Below are 18,501 nucleotides of genomic sequence, written 5' to 3'. Positions count from 1 at the left end.
CGCTTCGGGTCCTCACTAAATTTAATCCCGCCCCGCGCGGTTGCCCCCAACCCACCTTCCGCTCCGCGCCCTTACATTAATCTCCCCCAACCGTGGCCCCCCCCGGGGCCGCGCTGCGCGCGCGCCCGGCTTGTTTTTGCGGTGCGCGGCTGGCAGTAGTTTCCGGGATTGACTTTCCGTCGGAGCCATCTGGCGGACCTTGCGCTGTCCCGGAATCCCAAACATGCCCTTTTCCATCGCTACCTGGAACATCAATTCCGTCCGCCTGCGCATGCCGCTCGTCGAACGCCTGCTTGTCGAACAGGCACCGGACGTGCTCTGCCTGCAGGAAACCAAAGTTCCCGACGAGCTGTTTCCCGAGGCGGCCTTTCGCAAGCTCGGCTACGAGCACATCGTGTTCCACGGCCAGAAGGGCTATCACGGCGTGGCGACGGTGGCGCGCCGGCCGCTCGAAGTGGTCGAAAAGCGCCGCTTCTGCGAGATCGAGGACTGCCGGCATCTGTCGGTCACCGTGCGGGCCGGCGGCAAGGCGATCCTGCTGCACAATTTCTATGTGCCGGCCGGCGGCGACGAGCCCGATCCGGAGATCAACCGCAAGTTCAGGCACAAGCTGGATTTCGTCGCCGAAATGAACGCCATCCGTGCCGAGCACGACGAAATGTCCGGCTCGATCCTGGTCGGCGACCTCAACATCGCGCCGCTCGAGCACGATGTCTGGTCGCACAAGCAGCTCCTGAAAGTGGTCAGCCATACGCCGGTCGAGACGGAAAGTTTCGAGGCGATGCGGCTCGCCGGCAACTGGGTCGACCTGATGCGGCTCAACGTGCCTTATGAGCAGAAGCTCTACACCTGGTGGAGCTATCGCGCGCAGGATTGGGAAGCGTCGGATCGCGGCCGGCGGCTCGACCATGTCTGGTCGTCGCCAAACCTGGTGCCGAGCTTTGCCGGCTACGAAATCCTGCGGCCGGCGCGCGGCTGGGAACGGCCTTCGGACCATGTGCCGGTGATCGCGCGGTTCGACCTGGATTAGGTGTATCGATATTCAGATCAGGCCGGCCTGCGAATGGTGGTCTCCTGCGCTTCCGGTGCTCACGTACCCAAAAGTACGCTCCGCTCCGGTTCTCGGACCCCACCCATTCTGGTCGCTTCGCGCCCGTCTTCGACTCCGGCTCGGCCTGATCTGAATCTCGACACACCTCAACCCTTGCCGCCCTGATCCGATTGGCTTTCACGGTCTGTTGGTTGCGAGTGCGAGTTGAAAAGCATCCGGTTCAGTTGTCGAAACGCGGCGCCAGTTTCTCGATGCGGCGGATCAATGCCTGAAAATCCTCCGAGATACGCTGGTGCAGATGGACCGCGACCTCTGGATACTCCTCCAGAATGCGGCGAAACATCTTGCGGCTGAGCCGCAGCACTTCCGAATCGATTTCGGCGGATGCGCTGGTCAGCCGGTTGGTGTCGGCGATCAGCGCCAGTTCGCTCAGCATGGTACCGGGGCCGGCCGTTCCTATCGGCACGCGGGCGCCATCCTGCTCGCGATAGAGGACGATGCGCCCACTGACCACGATATAGGCACAATCGGCCTCGTCGTCCTCGCGGTAAAGCTTGTGGTCGGCCTGCAGGCTGGTGGTTTCCGCGCCAAAGGCGAGCAGACGCAACTGTTCCTGCGTGAAGCCCTCGAAGAGCCTCACGGCGGACAGGATGCGGATGTCGTCATCCAACGCCATCTAGCTATGTCCCCGAACGGCCAGTCCAATCCCTCCCTTAGAGCGCCGAGCCTCCTTTCGACGCGCAAAGGACGCTCGAACGCTTTGAACTTGACCCACCGTGCTTTCCAAAAATCGAACCCGATTTTTGGGCCGATGCGTCAGCGAGTTCGATCCAGAACCACCTCCAGTCTCAGGATCGTACCCCGAAAGCGGCCCCTGCCCCGACCGCTGATTGAATGATTAAATGTTTAAGGAACCAGCTTGTAGCCGCCGCTTTCTGTCACAAGAATTTCTGCATTGGAAGGATCGCGCTCGATCTTCTGGCGCAGCCGATAGACATGGGTTTCCAGCGTGTGCGTGGTGACGCCGGAATTGTAGCCCCAGACCTCCTCGAGCAGCACGTCGCGCGTCACCACCTTCTGGTCGGCGCGATAGAGATACTTGATGATCGAGGCTTCCTTTTCGGTCAACCGCACCTTGGCGCCGCGCTGGTCGATCAGAAGCTTCTGGCTGGGCTTGAAAGTGTAGGGGCCGACCGAAAAGGTGGCGTCTTCGCTCTGCTCATGCTGGCGAAGCTGGGCACGGATGCGGGCCAAGAGAACCGCGAAGCGGAACGGCTTGGTCACATAGTCGTTGGCGCCGGCTTCGAGGCCGAGAATCGTGTCGGAATCGGTGTCGTGTCCCGTCAGCATAATGATGGGCGACTTGTAGCCGCCCTTGCGTAGTATCTTCACCGCCTCCCGGCCATCCATGTCGGGCAGGCCGACATCCATGATGAGCAGATCGATGAGGCCGCCGCGGGCCGTGGCGACGCCTTTGGCGGCGGTTGATTCCTGCAGGACATCGAATTCCTCATAGAGAGACAATTGCTCAACGAGCGTGCCGCGCAGGTCGTCATCGTCATCGACGATCAGAATGGTGCGTGAAGTCATGGATCAATCCGTTGTTTTGAAAAGAAAATTCAGTTGACCGCTGCCTATTTATGCGGAAGCTGACCGGCACAACAGCCGATCACAATGATTTGTTCCGTGGCACGATCATACAAGAAAAAACGCGCGTGCAATGAGGCGAGCGCATTTTTGCGAAAAGGGCTTCGTGTTCTCACGGTGCGTGCCAGGCCCGGCCACGCCAGCCAGGGGCTCCTGCAGGCCGGCAAACTGGTGTTTTCATGTGCGCTGGGGCGCGGCGGCATATCAGCCGGCAAACGCGAAGGCGATGGCGCCACGCCGCTTGGTTCGATGCGGATCCTGTCGGGATATTTCCGTAACGATCATTTCTCCGGCGGCCGCAATACCCGACTGGCGCTGACGCCGATCGGTCCCGATCTCGGCTGGTGCGAAGTGCCTGAGGACCGCAACTACAACCGTCCGGTCAAGATTCCGTATGGCGCCAGCCACGAGCGGATGCTGCGCGCCGACCGGCTTTATGACGCCTGCCTGGTGCTCGACTGGAACATTTCGCCGCGCCGCCGCGGGCGCGGCAGCGCCATCTTCTTTCATCTGGCGCGCCCCGGCTTCACGCCGACGCAAGGCTGCGTCGCGGTGACGGCGCGCACGATGGCCCGGCTGCTGCCGCTGCTGTCGGACCGCACGGTGATGAGGGTGGTGAGGTAGGGAAGTAGGGCAGTAGGGCAGTAGGGGAATAGGGCAGTAAGAAAGTGTCAGCAGGATTGCGCAGACGCGCCGCTTAGCTCCCCTACTCCCCTACTCCCCTACTCCCCTACTCCCCTACGTCCGCGGCCTCTGCCAGCCGATGTCGAGCAGACCCAACCGGCCGAGTTCCCGGTCCATCACGTGCGCGACATCCTTGCGTTCGGCGCCGATGTCGCGCAATTGGCGGTCCGCAAGATCCTCGACGTTCTCATGCGGGAGGTTGATCGCGATTTTTGCATGGCGGAACCAATCAAACACCGCGCGCAGCCAGGCCGGGCGGATGGTTTCAGAGCTCAAGGCAATGTGAGACATGGTGCAATCCGCTTCTCCGGATATCAAATCCGGTTTGATGTTTGTTCGATGGTCACATCATGACGGATTGAAATTAAAACGAGAAACGAGTAGTTTTCTCTACATCTTCAAGTTTTGTTTGAGGATTGGAAATGCTCGACCGGCCTCTTCTCGTCCTACTCTGATGGCTCGCCTGCTGCCCGGAACCCGTGCACTGAGGACGCTGGAGGCGGCGGCCCGGCACCTCAATTTCACCCGCGCCGCAGACGAGCTCGGCCTGACGCCGGCCGCGGTCAGCCACCAGATCAAGGAAATCGAGGATCAGCTCGGCATCGTGCTGTTCACGCGCACCAGCCGCACGATTCGGCTGACGGAGGCGGGCGCGGTGCTGTTCGAGGCTTCGACCGACGCGCTCGACCTGCTTGGCCGGGCCGTCTCACGGGCGCACAAGATGGCGCGCGGAACGGCGCTGCTGAAAGTGACCCTCGACGCCCAGTTCGCGACAAAATGGCTTATGCGGCGCGTCGATGATTTTCGCAAGCAGCGGCCGGGCATCGAGCTCCGCTTCGACATTGCCTCCGAATTGCGCGATTTCGACCTGGACGACGTCGATGTCGGCATCCGATTCGGCGCGGGAAAATATCCGGGCCTTTGCACCCACCGGCTGTTCGAAAATGTCATCATACCTGTGTGCAGCCCCAGCCTGCTGGCCTCTGGCCCCCCGCTGCGCGAGCCACGCGATCTCTTCCATCACACGCTCGCCCATATCGAGTGGGCGCGACAAGGCGTGACCTGGCCGAATTGGCGGATGTGGATGGCGGCGGCCGGCGTCGACGATTTCGACGACAGCCGGACAATCGTGTTCAACACCTCGACCGACGCCGTACAGGCCGCGCTCGACGGCAATGCCGTCGCACTCGCCGATTTTGCCATGGTGGCAAACGACCTTTCCGAGGGCCGGCTGATCCGGCCCTTCGAACTTGGCATCAAGGTTCCGCCCGACTTCGCCTATCATCTGGTCTATCCCATCGCCTCGGCCAACGACCCCAGGATCGTGGCGTTCAGGGATTGGCTCCTGAACGAAGTTCACAACCCGCAGCCGGACCCGACGCACCGAAGCTTGGATGAGCTTTAGGTCGCTCTGAGTGATCAGCCGGCGGTCGTCGACCTATTTCCGGGCGGCAGGGTCAGCCGGCGACGTCCGCCGCGCCGAACCAGCCGATCACCGCGCCGATGATCAGCAGCACGCCAAGCCAGTGGCCGCAGTCGATGATGGTCAGATCCCAGCCGAAACCTTCGTAGCGATGATTGACGGATAGCGTCGTGGCGACGAATCCCAGCCAGAGAACGAAGCCGAAGACGAGCCCGGCAACGAGGCTCGGTTCGCCACCGGTCATCGCTCCGACGATCAGGGACATGACGAGCGCCATGACAATTTCCGCGACGAAGCTGATGACGAAGGGCAGCGGCGATTTACTCATGGTCGCCGGATCAAGCTTGGCGGCCTTGAGCCATGGCTTGCTCAAGCCCATGTACCATGCAGCGCCGAACAACCACGCTACCACGGCGGCGACGATCACCGCCAGCCAGTTCACCGCTGAAAATCCATGATTCCCTCCCCGGAAGCATGTCGCCCAAAAGCATGTCCCCGGGCCCGAACCGGGGGTGCCCAGCGGTTTTGGGGACAACGACATGCGTATTCTCAAAATCGATGCGTGATGGAACGCCTGTTCGGCGGTGCCGTCAAGCAAACCGCCAGACGGTCGTGCGCTTGACCAGGGCGTCTTCCAGCGCCCGGGTTACCGCCACTTCGTAGACGGCAAGCGGTTCCAGCCCGGTCTTCGGCAGATAGGAGCGGCCGGGATCGCCAACCAGGATGTCGGCGCCGCGCGCCTTCAGCGTAGCGAACCATGGCATCAGCCTGTCGGCGAAGGATTTGTCGTAGAAGACGTCGCCGGCCAGAACCACATCCCAGCCCGCATCGGTTCCGATGCTGTCCGAGCCGAGGAACTTTATCCCGACATCATTGGCCTCGGCGTTGAGGCGGATCGCGGTCGCGCAGAACGGGTCGATGTCGGCGGCGATCACCTCTGCCGCGCCGGCCTTCGCCGCCGCAATGGCGACAAGGCCGGAACCGGAGGCAAAGTCGAGCACGCGCTTGCCCTGCACATCAGCCGGATTGTCGAGGATGTAGCGGGCAAGGCCTTGACCGCCGGCCCAGGCGAAGGCCCAGAAAGGCGGCGGCAGCCCGATTTCGGCCAGTTCGTCCTCGGTCCGCTGCCACAGATCATGCGCTTCGTCGGCCAGATGCAGCAGGATCTCCGGCACATGCGGCGGCGCCATCAGCGCCGTGTTGTCGAGGATGAAGCTTTTCGCGCTGTTTGGCGTCAGCGCCGTCACGGAGCCGTAGTCAGGCCGCCCATGCGGCAGACCTCTTTCCATTCGGCCGGCGTCACCGGCTGTACGGAAAGCCGTCCGAGCCGGACCAGTGCCATCTCGGCAAGCTTGGGATTGGCCTTGACCTGCTCCAGCGTCACCGGCTTCGGCACATCCTTGACGGCGCGGATATCGACGCATTCCCAGCGCGGATCGTCAGTAGTGGTGTCCTGATGGGCCAGCGCGCAGACCTCGACGATGCCGACCACATCGAGCCCGTCGTTGGAGTGATAGAAGAAGCCGAGATCGCCGATCTGCATCGCGTTCATGTTGTTGCGCGCCGCATAGTTGCGCACGCCGTCCCACTGCGTGCCGGCCTTGCCCTTCGCCTTGAGGTCCTCGAAGGAGAAGACCGAGGGTTCGGATTTGAACAGCCAGTAGTTCATCGTTTTTGCTCCTCCCGGCGGCTGGAAATCAGCTACAGCGCCGCGCGTCTTTCAGACGCGCAAAGGACGCTGTGGCACTTTGATTTTGCGCATGATCCTTTCCGAAAATCGATTCCGATTTTCGGGGTCATGCGCTCGCCGGCTTGTTGAAGGTCCAATTCCATTGCCGGATTTCGACGCTTTCGAACAGCCCGGCCTTGGCGTAGGGGTCTGCTGCCGATAGCGCCTCTGCCGCGGCCAGATCGGGCGCCTCGACCACGACGAGGCTGCCGTTCGGCTTGCCGTCGGCGTCGAGGAACGGACCGGCGAAGGCCAGCTCCTTCTCGCCGTTCAATCCTTCCAGGAAGGCAACATGCTCGGGCCGCGTATCGAGCCGCACCTGCAGGCTTCCCGGCTTGTCCTTGCAAATCAACGCAAACAGCATCTTTCCATCTCCGGATCGTTCGAGGTTACACGTCGCTTTCGGTCTTCAGCGGCCTTGTCATCAGCGCCGACACAGCCTGCCGGATGGTGATCGTGCCGTCCAGTATGGCGGCGACGGCGGCGATGATCGGCGCGTCGATCTTGCGTTCGGTGGCGATGCGGGCGGCGATCGCCGCCGTCGGCACGCCTTCGGCCAAGCGCAGCCCGGCAAGCGGCTTGCCTTGCCCCAGCGCCAGCCCGTAGGCGAAATTGCGCGACTGGGCGGACGAGCAGGTCAGCAGCAGATCGCCGAGGCCGGAAAGCCCCATCAGCGTTTCGGGCCTGGCGCCGAAGGCAGCACCGATGCGGCGCAATTCGACAAAGCCTCGCGTCACCATGGCGGCCTGGGCGCTGGCGCCGAGCCCAGCGCCGGTGACCGCGCCGGCGGCAATGGCGAAGACGTTCTTCAGCGCACCGCCGATCTCGACGCCGATGAGATCGTCGCTCGAATAGCAGCGCAGGTTCTGCGCCGAGAAGCGGGCGGCAAGATCGGCCGCCAGACCCTCGTTGCGGGCGGCGACCACCACGGCCGTCGGCAGACCCCTGGCGACGTCGGTGGCGAAGCTCGGGCCGGAGAGGGCGGCGACCGGATTTTTAGGCAGGATCTCGTCGACGATCGCCGACAGCAAAGCGCCGGTGTCACGCTCGATGCCCTTGGCGCAGAGGACCAGCGGGACGTCTTTGGGCATATGGGTTTTCGCTGTGGTCAGCATGGCGCGCAGTGACTGCGCCGGCGCCACCGCCAGCACGCAGTCGGCGCCGTCGAGCGCGGCCTCGATGTCGTTTGTCGCCACGATGCCGGCCTGGAGCGCGATGCCCGGCAGATAGCGCGGATTTTCGCCACGGTCGATCGCGGCGACGGTCTCCGGGTCGCGCGCATAGAGGCGGACGAAATGACCGGCTCGCAACATGGCCAGCGCCAGCGCCGTGCCCCAGGCACCGCCGCCGAGCACGGCAATGCGCCAGCCGCTTGGCGCCTTGTGCTCGCTGCCGGTCATGCCTTGGCCCCACGCCGGCCCGAACCGACCATCGGGGCAGAGATGCTATCCAGCGGCCAGCGCGAGCGCGGCACGAAATCGGCGGCGTTTTCACCCGCGATGCCGGCGCGCAGCCGTTCGATGCCGGCCCAGGCGATCATCGCGGCATTGTCGGTGCAGAGTTTGAGCGGCGGCGCGACAAAAGCAAAGCCGGCTTTCTCGCACAGGGCTTCGAGCGTCGTCTTGATCGTCCGGTTGGCGGCGACGCCGCCGGCAACAACGAGCGCAGGCTTCAGTTCGCCTGGAAATTCCTGACGGAATCGGTTCAGCGCCCTCGCAACACGATCGTCCAGCGCATCCGCCACCGCCGCCTGGAACGAGGCGCAGATGTCGGCGACGTCCTGGTCGCTCAATGGGGCGATGGCTGTCGCCGCCTGGCGCACGGCGGTCTTCAGCCCGGAAAAGGAGAAATCGGGCTGCGCCGAGCCTTTCATCGGCCGCGGGAAGGCGAAGCGCGTGGCGTCGCCGGTCGCCGCCGCCTTCTCGACGTTCGGTCCACCGGGATAGGGCAGGCCGAGCATCTTGGCCGTCTTGTCGAAGGCTTCGCCGAGCGCATCGTCGATGGTTGTCGCCCAGCGCTGGTAGTCGCCGACGCCGCGCACCGCGACGATCTGCGTGTGACCGCCGGAAACCAGCAGCAACAGGTAGGGAAAGTCGAGCCCGTCGGTCAGCCGCGCGGTCAGCGCATGGCCTTCGAGGTGGTTGATTGCGATCAGCGGCTTGTTTGCGGCCGCGGCAATGGCTTTCGCCGTCATCAGCCCGACGATCAGCCCGCCGACCAGGCCGGGGCCGGCAGTCGCGGCGATTGCGTCGATGTCGGCGAGTTCGACGCCCGAATCGGCGAGCGCTGCCTCGATGATGCCGTCCAGCGCCTCGACATGGGCGCGCGCGGCGATTTCCGGCACGACGCCGCCAAAGGCGGCATGCTCCTCGATCTGGCTGAGCACGATATCTGACAGGATTTTGGGTGCGCCGCCGGCGTCCAGCGCTACCACGCTGGCGGCGGTCTCGTCGCAACTCGTCTCAATGCCCAGAACGCGGATCAATTCGTCGCCATCCCTAGAGATTGTGCAACCAGCCTTTCCCCGTTAGGAGAAAGCCGGGAAAACGGCCTCAATCTGCCGGGGGTTATCACGGACGGCGCGCCATGCAAACAACCTTGAAAATCGGAACACGCGGCAGCCCGCTGGCGCTGGCGCAGGCGCATGAAACGCAGGCGCGGCTGATGGCGGCGCACGGCATGCCGGTTGAGGCGTTCGAGGTGGTCGTCATCTCGACCAGCGGCGACCGCATCCAGGACCGGCCGCTGGCGGAAGCCGGCGGCAAGGGGCTGTTCACCAAGGAGATCGAGGACGCGCTGCTGGCGCGCCGCATCGATATCGCAGTGCATTCGTCGAAGGACATGCCGACGGTGTTGCCCGACGGGCTGGAACTGGCCGCCTTCCTGCCGCGCGAGGATGCCCGCGATGCTTTCGTCGGCAAGGCGGCGAAAACGATCGCCGGATTGCCGCACGGCGCGAAGGTCGGCTCGTCGTCGCTCAGGCGCCAGGCACTGATCCGGCGGATGCGGCCGGACCTCGAGGTGGTGATGTTCCGCGGCAATGTGCAGACACGGCTGCGCAAGCTCGACGAGGGCGTCGCCGACGGTACCATCCTCGCCTATGCCGGGCTGAGGCGGCTCGGGCTCGAAAATGTCGTCACCGACCTGATGCCGCTCGACAGCTTTCCGCCGGCGCCTGGGCAAGGCGCGATCTGCATCGAAAGCCGCATCGGCGATCGCGATGTGGAAAAGATGCTGACGGCAATCCACGACGTGCCGACCGGGCAGGCGCTGGCCTGCGAACGCGCCTTCCTTGCGGCGCTCGACGGGTCGTGCCGCACGCCAATCGCCGGCCATGCGACGATATCGGGCGGAACGGTTTTCTTCGCCGGGCTGATCATCTCGCCGGACGGCAGGCAATCCCATGAGGTCAGGGGGGAAGGCCCGGCGCAGGATGCCGCCCGCATCGGCGAACACGCGGCCAGGACCGTGCGGGCAAAGGCCGGCGAAAAATTCTTCGACGGCTGGGCCTGACATGGTTCGCGTCCTGGTGACGAGGCCGGAACCGGGCGCCTCGCGCACGGCACAGCGGCTGCGAGACCAGGGCTATCAGCCGATCCTGCTGCCATTGACCGAAACGGTGGCTCTGCCGGTCGATGCGGACGGGATCGCAATCAGTGCCGCCGCCGTTGCGGTCACCAGCGCCAATGCTGTGCGCCATGCGCCGAAGGAAATCATCGCGGCGCTGGCCGCCTTGCCCTGCCATGCAGTCGGCAGACGGACAGCGGAATCGGCCCGCATGGCGGGATTCCTGTCCGTCAGCGAAGGCCCCGGCGATGCCGAGGCGCTGGCCGATGCGCTTGCCGGCGGCTTCATGGCAAAGACGATCATCTATCTGTGCGGACGCGTACGGTTTCCGGCGTTCGAGGCGCGGCTGAAGGCCGCGGATGTCCACGTCCGCGCCATCGAGACCTACGACACCGTTGCGCCAAGCTATTCGGACGCTGCAATCCTTGCGCGCCTGTCCGGCCAGCCGGCTGAAGCGGTGCTGCTCTATTCGGCCAAGGCGGGGGCAGCGATGCAGGCCCTGACCGAACGGCCGGCGCTGCGCGATCTTTTTGAAGAGACATGGTTTTTCGCGCTGTCCGGTCGTATTGCCGCAGCCTTGGAAACTGTCGCCTCAGAAAAGCTCCGCGTTGCGCCGGAGCCCAACGAGGAGGCACTGCTGGAGCTTTTGCGGACGTGGCGTTGACCCCGTGTCATCACGCCGCCCCTTTTCACCGCTTGGTGATGTGCTAGACCCTTTCTGAACCATCCCGAAGCGAATTTTGCGGAGCCCAAGCATGGTCAAGACGCCGAAGATGCGGCATTCGAAAAGCCGTCGCGAGCCGGTGACCATCGAGCTCGAACCGGGCGCTGTCTCGCGCGTTGCCGACGAGGATGCCGCCAACGGGCGGACCGACGAGGCGAAGGCGGAGGAAGCGGCAAACGCGTCGCAGCCGGAAGCGCCTGAAGAACCCGTGCATGCCGATCAGACCGACATCGAGCCGTGGGAACATGCCGACGCGGCCCCGCCGGCCGGCTCGGAAGAGCCGGCAGAGGGCGGCGCCAAAGGTCCCGAAGGACCCAAACCGACTTATCCGGCCGGCTCGGAGGCATCGGCGAACCGGGCCTTCGACTACAGTTTCGACGACGCATCCGCCAAGACCGGCAGCGGGACCGATGAAGCGCCGAAAGAAACCCAGATAGGGAATGAAGACATGGCAGCGCAGCCGAAGCGTGGCGGCATCAACGGCATCGCTGCCGGCATTATCGGCGGCGTCATCGCGCTCGCTGCCGCCGGAGGGCTGCAGTTTGCGGGCCTGCTCGGCGCGCCAGGAGCTGGCGATGTCTCCTCGGGCGGCGTGTCGCTCGATGGCGTCAATGGCGAAATCGCTTCGCTGAAGAGCGAGATCGCCGGGCTCAAGGACACAGCCGGCAACAGTGATGCGTCGGCCAAGGTGGACGGGCTGGCGTCGGCGCTGGATCAGGTCAAGACGGATGTCGCGGCGCTGAAATCGGCGGTCGCGCAGGGCGGAGCAGGCGACACTGCCGGGCTTGCAGCGCTTGGCGACAAGGTCAGGCAGATCGAGACGGCGGTCGCTGCGCTTGGCCAGGCCGGCAATACGGCGCCGGTCGATCTCGGGCCGTTCAACGAAAGGCTGGCCGGGCTCGACGCGGCGGTAAAATCCGCCGGTGAGACGGCGACGGCACAGGACCGCCGGCTTGCAGCGCTGGAACAGTCGGTGGCGCAGCTTTCCGGCAAGGTCGAAGCACAGGCCGGGCAGCCGAAGGTTGCGCTCGCCATCGCCGCATCGGCGCTGAAGGCAGCCCTCGACCGCGGTGCGCCATTCGCCGCCGAACTCGAAACCTTTGCGGCGATTTCGCCGGATGCTCCAGAGATCGCAGGCTTACGTGCCTACGCCGAAAAGGGCGTTCCGATCCGTGCGGAGATCGCCGCCGAAATGCCTGCCGCCGCCAATGCCATGGTCGCTGCCTCCGAGCCCGTCGACCAGAATGCCGGCTTCCTGCAAAGCCTGCTGTCGAGCGCCGAATCGCTGGTCAAGGTCAGGCCGATCGGTGCCGTCGAAGGCGCTGGTGCTCCGGAAACCGTCGCCCGCATGGAGGTGGCGGTCAACCAAGGCGACTACGCCAAGGCGCTCAGCGAATACGATACGCTGCCCGAGGCGGTGAAGGCTGCCGGCGCCGATTTTGTCGGCAAATTGAAGGCGCGGACCGAGGTCGAGAAGCAGGTCGACGCGCTGATATCAGGTGCGATGAAGGCGTGAGGAAAACCCGATGATTCGCATTCTGCTTTTCCTCGCCGTCGTTTTCGCGCTCGGCCTGGGTTTCGCCTGGTTGGCCGACCGGCCGGGCGAGATGGTCGTCACCTTCAGCGGCTATCAGTACCAGGTCAGCCTGATGGTGGCGGCGGTGGCGGTTGTCGCCGTGGTTGCCGCGGTGATGATCGTCTGGTGGCTGCTCAAGGCGCTGTGGAACAGTCCCTACACCATCTCGCGTTATTTCCGCGTGCGCCGTCGCGATCGTGGCTATCAGGCACTGTCGACCGGCATGATCGCCGCCGGCGCCGGTGACGGAGCGCTCGCCCGCAAGAAGACCAAGGAAGCGGCAAAGCTGATCCGCTCCGACCAGGAGCCGCTGATCCATCTGCTGGAGGCGCAAGCTTCGCTGCTGGAAGGCGACCACGAGGGTGCGCGCGAAAAGTTCGAGACCATGCTCGACGATCCGGAAATGCGGCTGCTCGGCCTGCGCGGGCTTTATCTCGAGGCCGAGCGCCTCGGTGATCGCAACGCTGCGCGGCACTATGCCGGCCGTGCCGCGGTGATGGCGCCGCAACTGGCCTGGGCCGCCGAATCGACGCTGGAAGACCTGACCGGGCGCGGCGACTGGGACGGCGCGCTGAAACTGGTCGACGCGCAGAAATCGACGCGCCAGATCGAGCGCGACGCCGCCAACCGGCGTCGCGCCGTGCTGCTCACCGCAAAGGCGCAGTCGCTGATCGACAGCGATCCCAATGCCGCCAAAACCGCTGCTCTCGAGGCCAACCGGCTGCGGCCGGATTTCGCCCCGGCGGCGGTCGTCGCAGCCAAACTGCTGTTCAGGCAGAATGACGTGCGCAAGGGCGCGAAGATACTCGAAGCGGCGTGGAAAGCCGAGCCGCATCCGGAGATCGCCGAGCTTTACACACACGCCCGGCCGGGCGATGCCGTGCTCGACCGCCTGAACCGGGCGAAGAAGCTGCAGGAGATGAAGAAGAACCACGCCGAATCCTCGCTGGCGGTGGCGCGCGCCGCGCTCGACGCGCAGGACTTTTCAATCGCCCGTAAAGAGGTCGAGGCGGCCATTCGCATGGATCGCCGCGAAGGCGCCTATCTGCTTCTGGCCGACATCGAGGAGGCCGAGACCGGCGATCAGGGTAAGGTGCGGCAGCTTTTGTCCAAGGCAGTGCGTGCACCGCGCGATCCGGCCTGGGTTGCCGACGGCGTCCTCTCCGAACGCTGGGCGCCGGTGTCGCCGATCACAGGCAAGCTCGACGCCTTCGAATGGCGGGCGCCGATGGAGCGGCTCGGCCAGCTCATCGACAGTGACGAGGACGCGCCGGACGCCGCGGTGCCGACCATTGCGGCGCCCATCAAGCCGGCAAAGGAAAATGTCATCGAGCTGAACCCCGCTGTTTCGTCGGAAAAACCGACCACCGCGACGGGATCGGAAAGCGGCGAAGACGATGTTACGCCGGTCAGCGCGCCGGATGCCGAAGCTGTCGAACCGGCGGAGGAACTGGCCCGGCTGCCCGACGACCCCGGCGTCGATCCGGACGACGAAGACCAAAAATCACCACGCAAATTTCGATTGTTCTGATTTGGCTGAGCTTGCTAGTTTTGGCCGATGGGAAGTAAGAATCACATGTTCGAACGCGTTCTGTCGTTTCTGAAGGACCTGCCGGCAGCTGGCAGCGCCCGCAACGACGCCGATGATCCGCGCGTTGCCGCTTCCGCCCTTCTCTACCATGTGATGAGTGCCGACGGCGTGCGTCAGGATGCCGAATGGGAGCGGTTCAAGGCAGTTCTGGCGGAAAGCTATTCGATCAGCGGCGACGAACTCGACGCGCTTGCCGCTGCCGGCGAGCGGGCCGACAATGAGGCAATCGACCTCTACGCCTTCACCAGCGTGTTGAAGCGCCAGCTCGATCCAGACGCGCGAAAAGCCTTCATCGGCCTGATGTGGGAGATCGTCTATGCCGATGGCGAATTGCACGAACTCGAGGACAATATCGTCTGGCGGGTCGCCGAGCTGATGGATGTCGAACGCCATGACCGCGTCGAGGCACGCCGCAAGGCGGCCGCCGAAGCGCCGGGCGCCACTGGAACGTCGAGCGACGAATAGACGGGATCCCGATGCCATCCATGCCGAGGCCGAGACCAAAAATCCTGATCGTGCTGCATCAGGAGAGTTCGAGCCCCGGGCGCGTCGGCCACATGCTTATCGAAGAAGGCTTCGACCTCGATCTCCGCTGCCCGCCGCTCGGCGACACCTTGCCGGAAACACTGGACGGTCACGCCGGAACCGTGGTGTTCGGCGGACCGATGAGCGCCAATGACGAGGACGATTTCGTCCGCCGCGAGACCGACTGGCTGAAAGTTCCACTCAGGGAAAACCGGCCATTGCTTGGCATCTGCCTCGGCGCGCAGATGCTGGTCAACCATCTTGGCGGCAAGGTCGAGGGTCATGGCGAGGGGCTGGTTGAGATCGGCTGGTATCCGCTGAAGGCGACCGAGGATGGCAAGAAGCTGATGCACTGGCCTGACATGGTTTACCAGTTTCACCGCGAAGGTTTTTCGCTGCCGCGGGACGCGACGCTGCTGGCGACGGCCGAAACCTATCCCAACCAGGCCTTTCGTTATGGCGACAATGCCTGGGGCATCCAGTTCCATGGCGAACTGACCAGGGCGATGATGCAGCGCTGGGTCGTTCGCGGCGCGCATCGCTTCGAGTTGCCCGGCGCGCAGCCCGGCCGCGACCATCTCGGCGGCCGGCTGATCTGGGACATGCATCTCAAACGCTGGCTCGGCGAATTCCTGCAGACGATTTTCGGCAAGCCCGCACTGTCCTGATGTCGTGCGACAGCAGTCTGCTGTGGCCTGCCGGTTCGACCGAAGCAGGACGTCGATGTCGACGTCAGACCGGCAGCCCGTTCTGCTTTCGCAGGCTCTTGTCGAATGCGGATGCCGGGACGAAACGGCGCAGGAAACTGACCTGGCGCGCCATTTTTCCCGCCGCATAGCGCCTCTTCGGAGCGGGATCGGTCGCAGCCTTCAAGACCGTCTCGGCTACGATTTCGGGAGCATCGCCTGTTTCGATCGCTTTGCGCAGGATCACATCCATGCCAGCGCGCGCAGCGTCATAGATATCAAGCAACTGGTCCGGCCTGGCGAGATTTTCCTCAAACGACGTCCGGGTATAGGCGGGCTCGACCAGCACGACGCGAATTCCGAAAGGGCGCAGTTCGTGGTCGAGCGATTCGGAATAACCTTCGATGGCATGTTTGGTCGACGCATAGAGCGCGGAATAGGGTGCTGGGATTAACCCCAATACTGAACTCAAATTGACGATCCTGCCGGTTCCTTGACGGCGCATTGTCGGCAGGACCGCGTTGGTCACGCGGAGTACGCCGAAGACGTTCACGTCGAACAGCGCCCGAGCCTGAGTGGTCGAGGACTCCTCTGCGCCGCCGAGCAGGCCGATGCCGGCATTGTTGACGAGCAGGTCGATACGCCCGGCCTCGGCCAACACGTCATCGACCAGTTTCGCCACCGACGCGTCATCGGTGACGTCGCAGGTCAGCATGGTAACGCCGTCGGATCGTTCGGCGACCGCGCGACGGCTGGTGCCGAACACGCGAAAGCCGGCGGTTTGCAAAGCAATGGCCGTTGCGCGCCCGATGCCGGTGGATGCCCCTGTCACCAGGGCGACGCCAGGATTGGTCTTGTTCATGGAAATCACTTCTTTCTTTGTGTTGGATTGGCGGCTGCAGGCATGCGCGCCAAATGGAGATGTGGCGCACGCCCCGGCGATCCGATGAGCGGCATTACTCGGCAAGGGCCCCAGTTCGCTGGTTGGACACCGACCCCAACTCGGTGACGGTAAGTTTGTCGCCGGCGCGCGAAATCTCGAGGCTTTGCTCAGGTTCGCCCAATTTCCGCGGCACGGATATCGTAGCCGACTGTCCTTCGGCGAGCGTGGCCGAGAAGCGCACCGGGAGCCCGGCCTCACCATCGGCTATCGTTGCGATCACCCGATAGCCGTCATTTTCGTCGGTGTAGTGCAACACGCCGCGAAAACCGCCGAGATCGATACTCTCCCCGGCCATGACCGACAGCTCGCCGGCATGCAACGGAGACGCGGCCAGGAAGAATGCCGCCACGCCACCGATGAGGTTGATCATTGCGACGCTCCGTTTGGATGATGCCGATTTCGGCTGGCCCGCGGCGACATGATGTGCCGATTGCACGCGCTGACGGTTGCGTTCCGGATGGGGGACGCCAAGGTTGGTCCTGTTCATGGAATTCACTCCTTTCTTTGTGCTGGATTGCATTTCAAAAGGATGTTACTATCATTTCGATATGAAGTCACTATCAAAATGATATGAACATGAAAAATCTTTGCGATGCCTCTTGCCCGATCGCCCGCGGCCTGACCTGCGTCGGCGATGCGTGGAGCATGTTGATCCTTCGCGACGCGAGCCTGGGCCTCACCCGCTTCGACGAATTCCGGAAAAGTCTGGGCATCGCCCCAACCATCCTGACCCGGCGGCTGGCGACGCTGACGGAGGAGGGACTTCTGGAAAAGCGACGCTACTCGGAGCGGCCTCCGCGCGATGAGTACGTGCTGACCGCCGCCGGACGCGATTTCTTGCCGGTGCTGATCTTACTGGGTGCGTGGGGACGCCAGTACCGTGGCGAAGGCAGGTTGGCGCGATACATCGACGCTGAGACAGGAGCAGAAATCGAGCCGGTGGCCGTGGATGCCGTCACAGGGGCAAAGATCGGCACCCGCGCGATTCGCGTTGCTACACCCGAATAGCATCCTTCCCGATCGATGAGTGCTGAGACGTGGCGGGGTCATTCGGAGTTCGCGGGCCGCGCCTGGATCAGTATGCCCTGGATCAGTTTCGCCCGTTGAGGTGGCGCACCTTGCGCAGTTGCGGGAACAGCACCGCCCACAGCCCGGCGACAACGACTGCCCCGACGCCGCCGATCACCACCGCGGGCACGGTGCCGATCAATGCCGCCATGGTGCCGGCGCGAAATTCGCCGAGCTCGTTGGAGGCGCCGACGAAAACCTGATTGACGGCGTTGACGCGGCCGCGCACCTGGTCCGGCGTCCACAGCTGGATCAGCGTCTCTCTGATGTAGACGCTGAACATATCAGTGGCGCCGAGCAAGGCGAGCGCTGCGATCGACAGCCAGGTGATGGTGGAGAGGCCGAACAGCACGGTAGAGGCGCCGAACAGCGCGACGAAGCCGAGCATGACCACGCCGGCATGGTTGCGGATCGGATGTCCGGCCAGCCAGATGGCAACGCAGATGGCGCCGATGCCCGGTGCCGAGCGCAACAGTCCCAGACCCCATGGGCCGAGTTCGAGGATGTCGCGCGCGTAGACCGGTAGCAGTGCCGTGGCGCCGGACAAAAGCACGGCGAACAAATCGAGCGAAATGGCGCCGAGCACGATCTTTTCGCTCCAGATATAGCCGAAGCCGGCAAACAGGGTCTGCATCGTCGGCCTGTCGGTTTCGCTGCGCTGGGCAGGCTTCGGGATAGTAAAGACCAGCATCGCGGCGACAAACATCAGAACGGCTGCGGTGCCGTATGCCGCTTCCGCCGAAAGCCCGTAGAGCAAGCCACCGGCGACCGGTCCGACGACGGTCGCCGTCTGCCAGGCTGACGAATTCCAGGCGATCGCGTTGCCGAAATCCTCAGGTGGCACGAGGTTGGCGAACAGCGACGCTGCCGCCGGTCCGAAGAAGGCGCGCGCGATGCCGAACATGGCGAGCACGCCGAAGATCAACCCCGGCCCGCTAAGGCCGCGCAGCGTCAGCAGCAGCAGCGCCAACGCGCAGATCGCCTCCAGCAGTGCGGTCAGCGCCATGATCAGGCGGCGGCCGAAACGGTCGGCGACCACCCCGGTGACCAACACCAGCAGCAGCGAAGGCAAGAATTGGACAATGCCGACAAGGCCGAGATCGAATGGATCGCGGGTCAGGTCGTACACCTGCCAGCCGACGGCGACGGATACGATCTGGGTGGCGAATGTGGAGAGGAAGCGTGCCGCCCAATAACTCAGGAAGGGTTTGTGGCGGAAGGCGGCATAGCGCCGGTCGGGCGATGTCTGTTCGGCTGTCATTGTGAATGGCCCCGACGAGATTGTGT

Annotated in this window: 22 protein-coding genes; 10 read left to right on the top strand and 12 right to left on the bottom strand. The window is 64.1% G+C overall.

The genetic code is table 11. The annotated features are described in order from the left end of the window. Positions 1 to 223 precede the first annotated feature (223 nt). The gene (locus tag AC0L3I_RS02420; RefSeq protein ID WP_473485911.1) at positions 224 to 1,030 is read left to right on the top strand and encodes an exodeoxyribonuclease III; all 807 of its coding nucleotides are present in this window, start codon (positions 224 to 226) and stop codon (positions 1,028 to 1,030) included. A 241-nt stretch (positions 1,031 to 1,271) separates the two neighbouring features. Here AC0L3I_RS02420 and AC0L3I_RS02415 read toward each other — a convergent pair whose 3' ends face one another. After that, on the bottom strand, positions 1,272 to 1,727 hold the full coding sequence (locus AC0L3I_RS02415) for a cyclic nucleotide-binding domain-containing protein (protein WP_473485910.1): 456 nt from the start codon (positions 1,725 to 1,727) through the stop codon (positions 1,272 to 1,274). Between the two features lie 230 nt (positions 1,728 to 1,957). Further along, the gene (locus AC0L3I_RS02410) at positions 1,958 to 2,641 is read right to left on the bottom strand and encodes a response regulator transcription factor (protein WP_029349304.1); all 684 of its coding nucleotides are present in this window, start codon (positions 2,639 to 2,641) and stop codon (positions 1,958 to 1,960) included. An 84-nt stretch (positions 2,642 to 2,725) separates the two neighbouring features. Here AC0L3I_RS02410 and AC0L3I_RS02405 point away from each other — a divergent pair, with 84 nt between their 5' ends. Beyond that, the gene (locus AC0L3I_RS02405; RefSeq protein ID WP_473525845.1) at positions 2,726 to 3,322 is read left to right on the top strand and encodes a L,D-transpeptidase family protein; all 597 of its coding nucleotides are present in this window, start codon (positions 2,726 to 2,728) and stop codon (positions 3,320 to 3,322) included. 114 nt (positions 3,323 to 3,436) lie between these two features. On the opposite strand, the gene AC0L3I_RS02400 is transcribed toward AC0L3I_RS02405, so the two are convergent. Then, complete coding sequence (locus tag AC0L3I_RS02400; RefSeq protein ID WP_473525844.1) at positions 3,437 to 3,673, bottom strand: hypothetical protein; 237 nt, start codon at positions 3,671 to 3,673, stop codon at positions 3,437 to 3,439. A 163-nt stretch (positions 3,674 to 3,836) separates the two neighbouring features. Between AC0L3I_RS02400 and gcvA the strand changes: the two genes are divergently transcribed. Further along, the gene (gene gcvA / locus AC0L3I_RS02395) at positions 3,837 to 4,787 is read left to right on the top strand and encodes a transcriptional regulator GcvA (RefSeq protein WP_473525843.1); all 951 of its coding nucleotides are present in this window, start codon (positions 3,837 to 3,839) and stop codon (positions 4,785 to 4,787) included. A 52-nt stretch (positions 4,788 to 4,839) separates the two neighbouring features. On the opposite strand, the gene AC0L3I_RS02390 is transcribed toward gcvA, so the two are convergent. From AC0L3I_RS02390 to tsaD, 6 genes are all read right to left on the bottom strand, one after another. Then, positions 4,840 to 5,247 carry a DUF1761 domain-containing protein gene (locus AC0L3I_RS02390; RefSeq protein ID WP_473525992.1) on the bottom strand — a complete coding sequence of 136 codons (408 nt, stop codon included), beginning with the start codon at positions 5,245 to 5,247 and terminating at the stop codon, positions 4,840 to 4,842. Positions 5,248 to 5,395: 148 nt separating this feature from the next. Continuing rightward, positions 5,396 to 5,995 (bottom strand): class I SAM-dependent methyltransferase, encoded by a 600-nt coding sequence (locus AC0L3I_RS02385; RefSeq protein ID WP_473525991.1) that lies wholly within the window; start codon positions 5,993 to 5,995, stop codon positions 5,396 to 5,398. 53 nt (positions 5,996 to 6,048) lie between these two features. After that, the gene (locus tag AC0L3I_RS02380) at positions 6,049 to 6,474 is read right to left on the bottom strand and encodes an EVE domain-containing protein (protein WP_473525842.1); all 426 of its coding nucleotides are present in this window, start codon (positions 6,472 to 6,474) and stop codon (positions 6,049 to 6,051) included. 127 nt (positions 6,475 to 6,601) lie between these two features. Next, positions 6,602 to 6,898 carry a YciI-like protein gene (locus AC0L3I_RS02375; protein ID WP_473525841.1) on the bottom strand — a complete coding sequence of 99 codons (297 nt, stop codon included), beginning with the start codon at positions 6,896 to 6,898 and terminating at the stop codon, positions 6,602 to 6,604. A 25-nt stretch (positions 6,899 to 6,923) separates the two neighbouring features. Continuing rightward, positions 6,924 to 7,934 (bottom strand): NAD(P)H-dependent glycerol-3-phosphate dehydrogenase, encoded by a 1,011-nt coding sequence (locus tag AC0L3I_RS02370; protein ID WP_473485907.1) that lies wholly within the window; start codon positions 7,932 to 7,934, stop codon positions 6,924 to 6,926. Then, on the bottom strand, positions 7,931 to 9,016 hold the full coding sequence (gene tsaD, locus AC0L3I_RS02365; RefSeq protein ID WP_473525990.1) for a tRNA (adenosine(37)-N6)-threonylcarbamoyltransferase complex transferase subunit TsaD: 1,086 nt from the start codon (positions 9,014 to 9,016) through the stop codon (positions 7,931 to 7,933). The genes AC0L3I_RS02370 and tsaD overlap by 4 nt, the downstream gene beginning before the upstream one ends. A gap of 104 nt (positions 9,017 to 9,120) precedes the next feature. Between tsaD and hemC the strand changes: the two genes are divergently transcribed. From hemC to AC0L3I_RS02335, 6 genes are all read left to right on the top strand, one after another. Beyond that, positions 9,121 to 10,047: a hydroxymethylbilane synthase gene (gene hemC / locus AC0L3I_RS02360; RefSeq protein WP_473525840.1), complete on the top strand. Its 927-nt coding sequence runs from the start codon at positions 9,121 to 9,123 to the stop codon at positions 10,045 to 10,047. A 1-nt stretch (position 10,048) separates the two neighbouring features. Next, positions 10,049 to 10,765: a uroporphyrinogen-III synthase gene (locus AC0L3I_RS02355; RefSeq protein ID WP_473525839.1), complete on the top strand. Its 717-nt coding sequence runs from the start codon at positions 10,049 to 10,051 to the stop codon at positions 10,763 to 10,765. Positions 10,766 to 10,856: 91 nt separating this feature from the next. After that, positions 10,857 to 12,341 (top strand): COG4223 family protein, encoded by a 1,485-nt coding sequence (locus tag AC0L3I_RS02350; RefSeq protein WP_473525838.1) that lies wholly within the window; start codon positions 10,857 to 10,859, stop codon positions 12,339 to 12,341. A gap of 10 nt (positions 12,342 to 12,351) precedes the next feature. Continuing rightward, positions 12,352 to 13,932, top strand: a complete 1,581-nt coding sequence (locus AC0L3I_RS02345; protein ID WP_473525837.1) for a heme biosynthesis HemY N-terminal domain-containing protein — start codon at positions 12,352 to 12,354, stop codon at positions 13,930 to 13,932. A 45-nt stretch (positions 13,933 to 13,977) separates the two neighbouring features. Further along, entirely contained in the window at positions 13,978 to 14,457 is a 480-nt protein-coding gene (locus AC0L3I_RS02340) for a tellurite resistance TerB family protein (protein ID WP_123148843.1), read from the top strand. A gap of 11 nt (positions 14,458 to 14,468) precedes the next feature. After that, a complete protein-coding gene (locus AC0L3I_RS02335) occupies positions 14,469 to 15,185 on the top strand; it encodes a glutamine amidotransferase (protein WP_473525836.1) in 717 nt (238 codons plus the stop codon). 64 nt (positions 15,186 to 15,249) lie between these two features. On the opposite strand, the gene AC0L3I_RS02330 is transcribed toward AC0L3I_RS02335, so the two are convergent. Both AC0L3I_RS02330 and AC0L3I_RS02325 read right to left on the bottom strand, forming a co-directional pair. After that, complete coding sequence (locus AC0L3I_RS02330) at positions 15,250 to 16,065, bottom strand: oxidoreductase (RefSeq protein ID WP_473525835.1); 816 nt, start codon at positions 16,063 to 16,065, stop codon at positions 15,250 to 15,252. Positions 16,066 to 16,159: 94 nt separating this feature from the next. Further along, entirely contained in the window at positions 16,160 to 16,633 is a 474-nt protein-coding gene (locus AC0L3I_RS02325) for a hypothetical protein (RefSeq protein ID WP_473525834.1), read from the bottom strand. Positions 16,634 to 16,722: 89 nt separating this feature from the next. On the opposite strand from AC0L3I_RS02325, the gene AC0L3I_RS02320 reads away from it, so the two are divergent. Continuing rightward, positions 16,723 to 17,154, top strand: coding sequence for a winged helix-turn-helix transcriptional regulator (locus AC0L3I_RS02320; protein WP_473525989.1), 432 nt, complete (start codon positions 16,723 to 16,725; stop codon positions 17,152 to 17,154). 82 nt (positions 17,155 to 17,236) lie between these two features. On the opposite strand, the gene AC0L3I_RS02315 is transcribed toward AC0L3I_RS02320, so the two are convergent. Continuing rightward, the gene (locus AC0L3I_RS02315) at positions 17,237 to 18,475 is read right to left on the bottom strand and encodes an MFS transporter (protein WP_473525833.1); all 1,239 of its coding nucleotides are present in this window, start codon (positions 18,473 to 18,475) and stop codon (positions 17,237 to 17,239) included. Positions 18,476 to 18,501 lie beyond the last annotated feature (26 nt).

The sequence above is a fragment of the Mesorhizobium sp. WSM4840 genome, from assembly GCF_055811755.1.
Note: the sequence above shows the minus strand (reverse complement) of the source record. Positions and strands in the feature narration are given on the sequence as shown.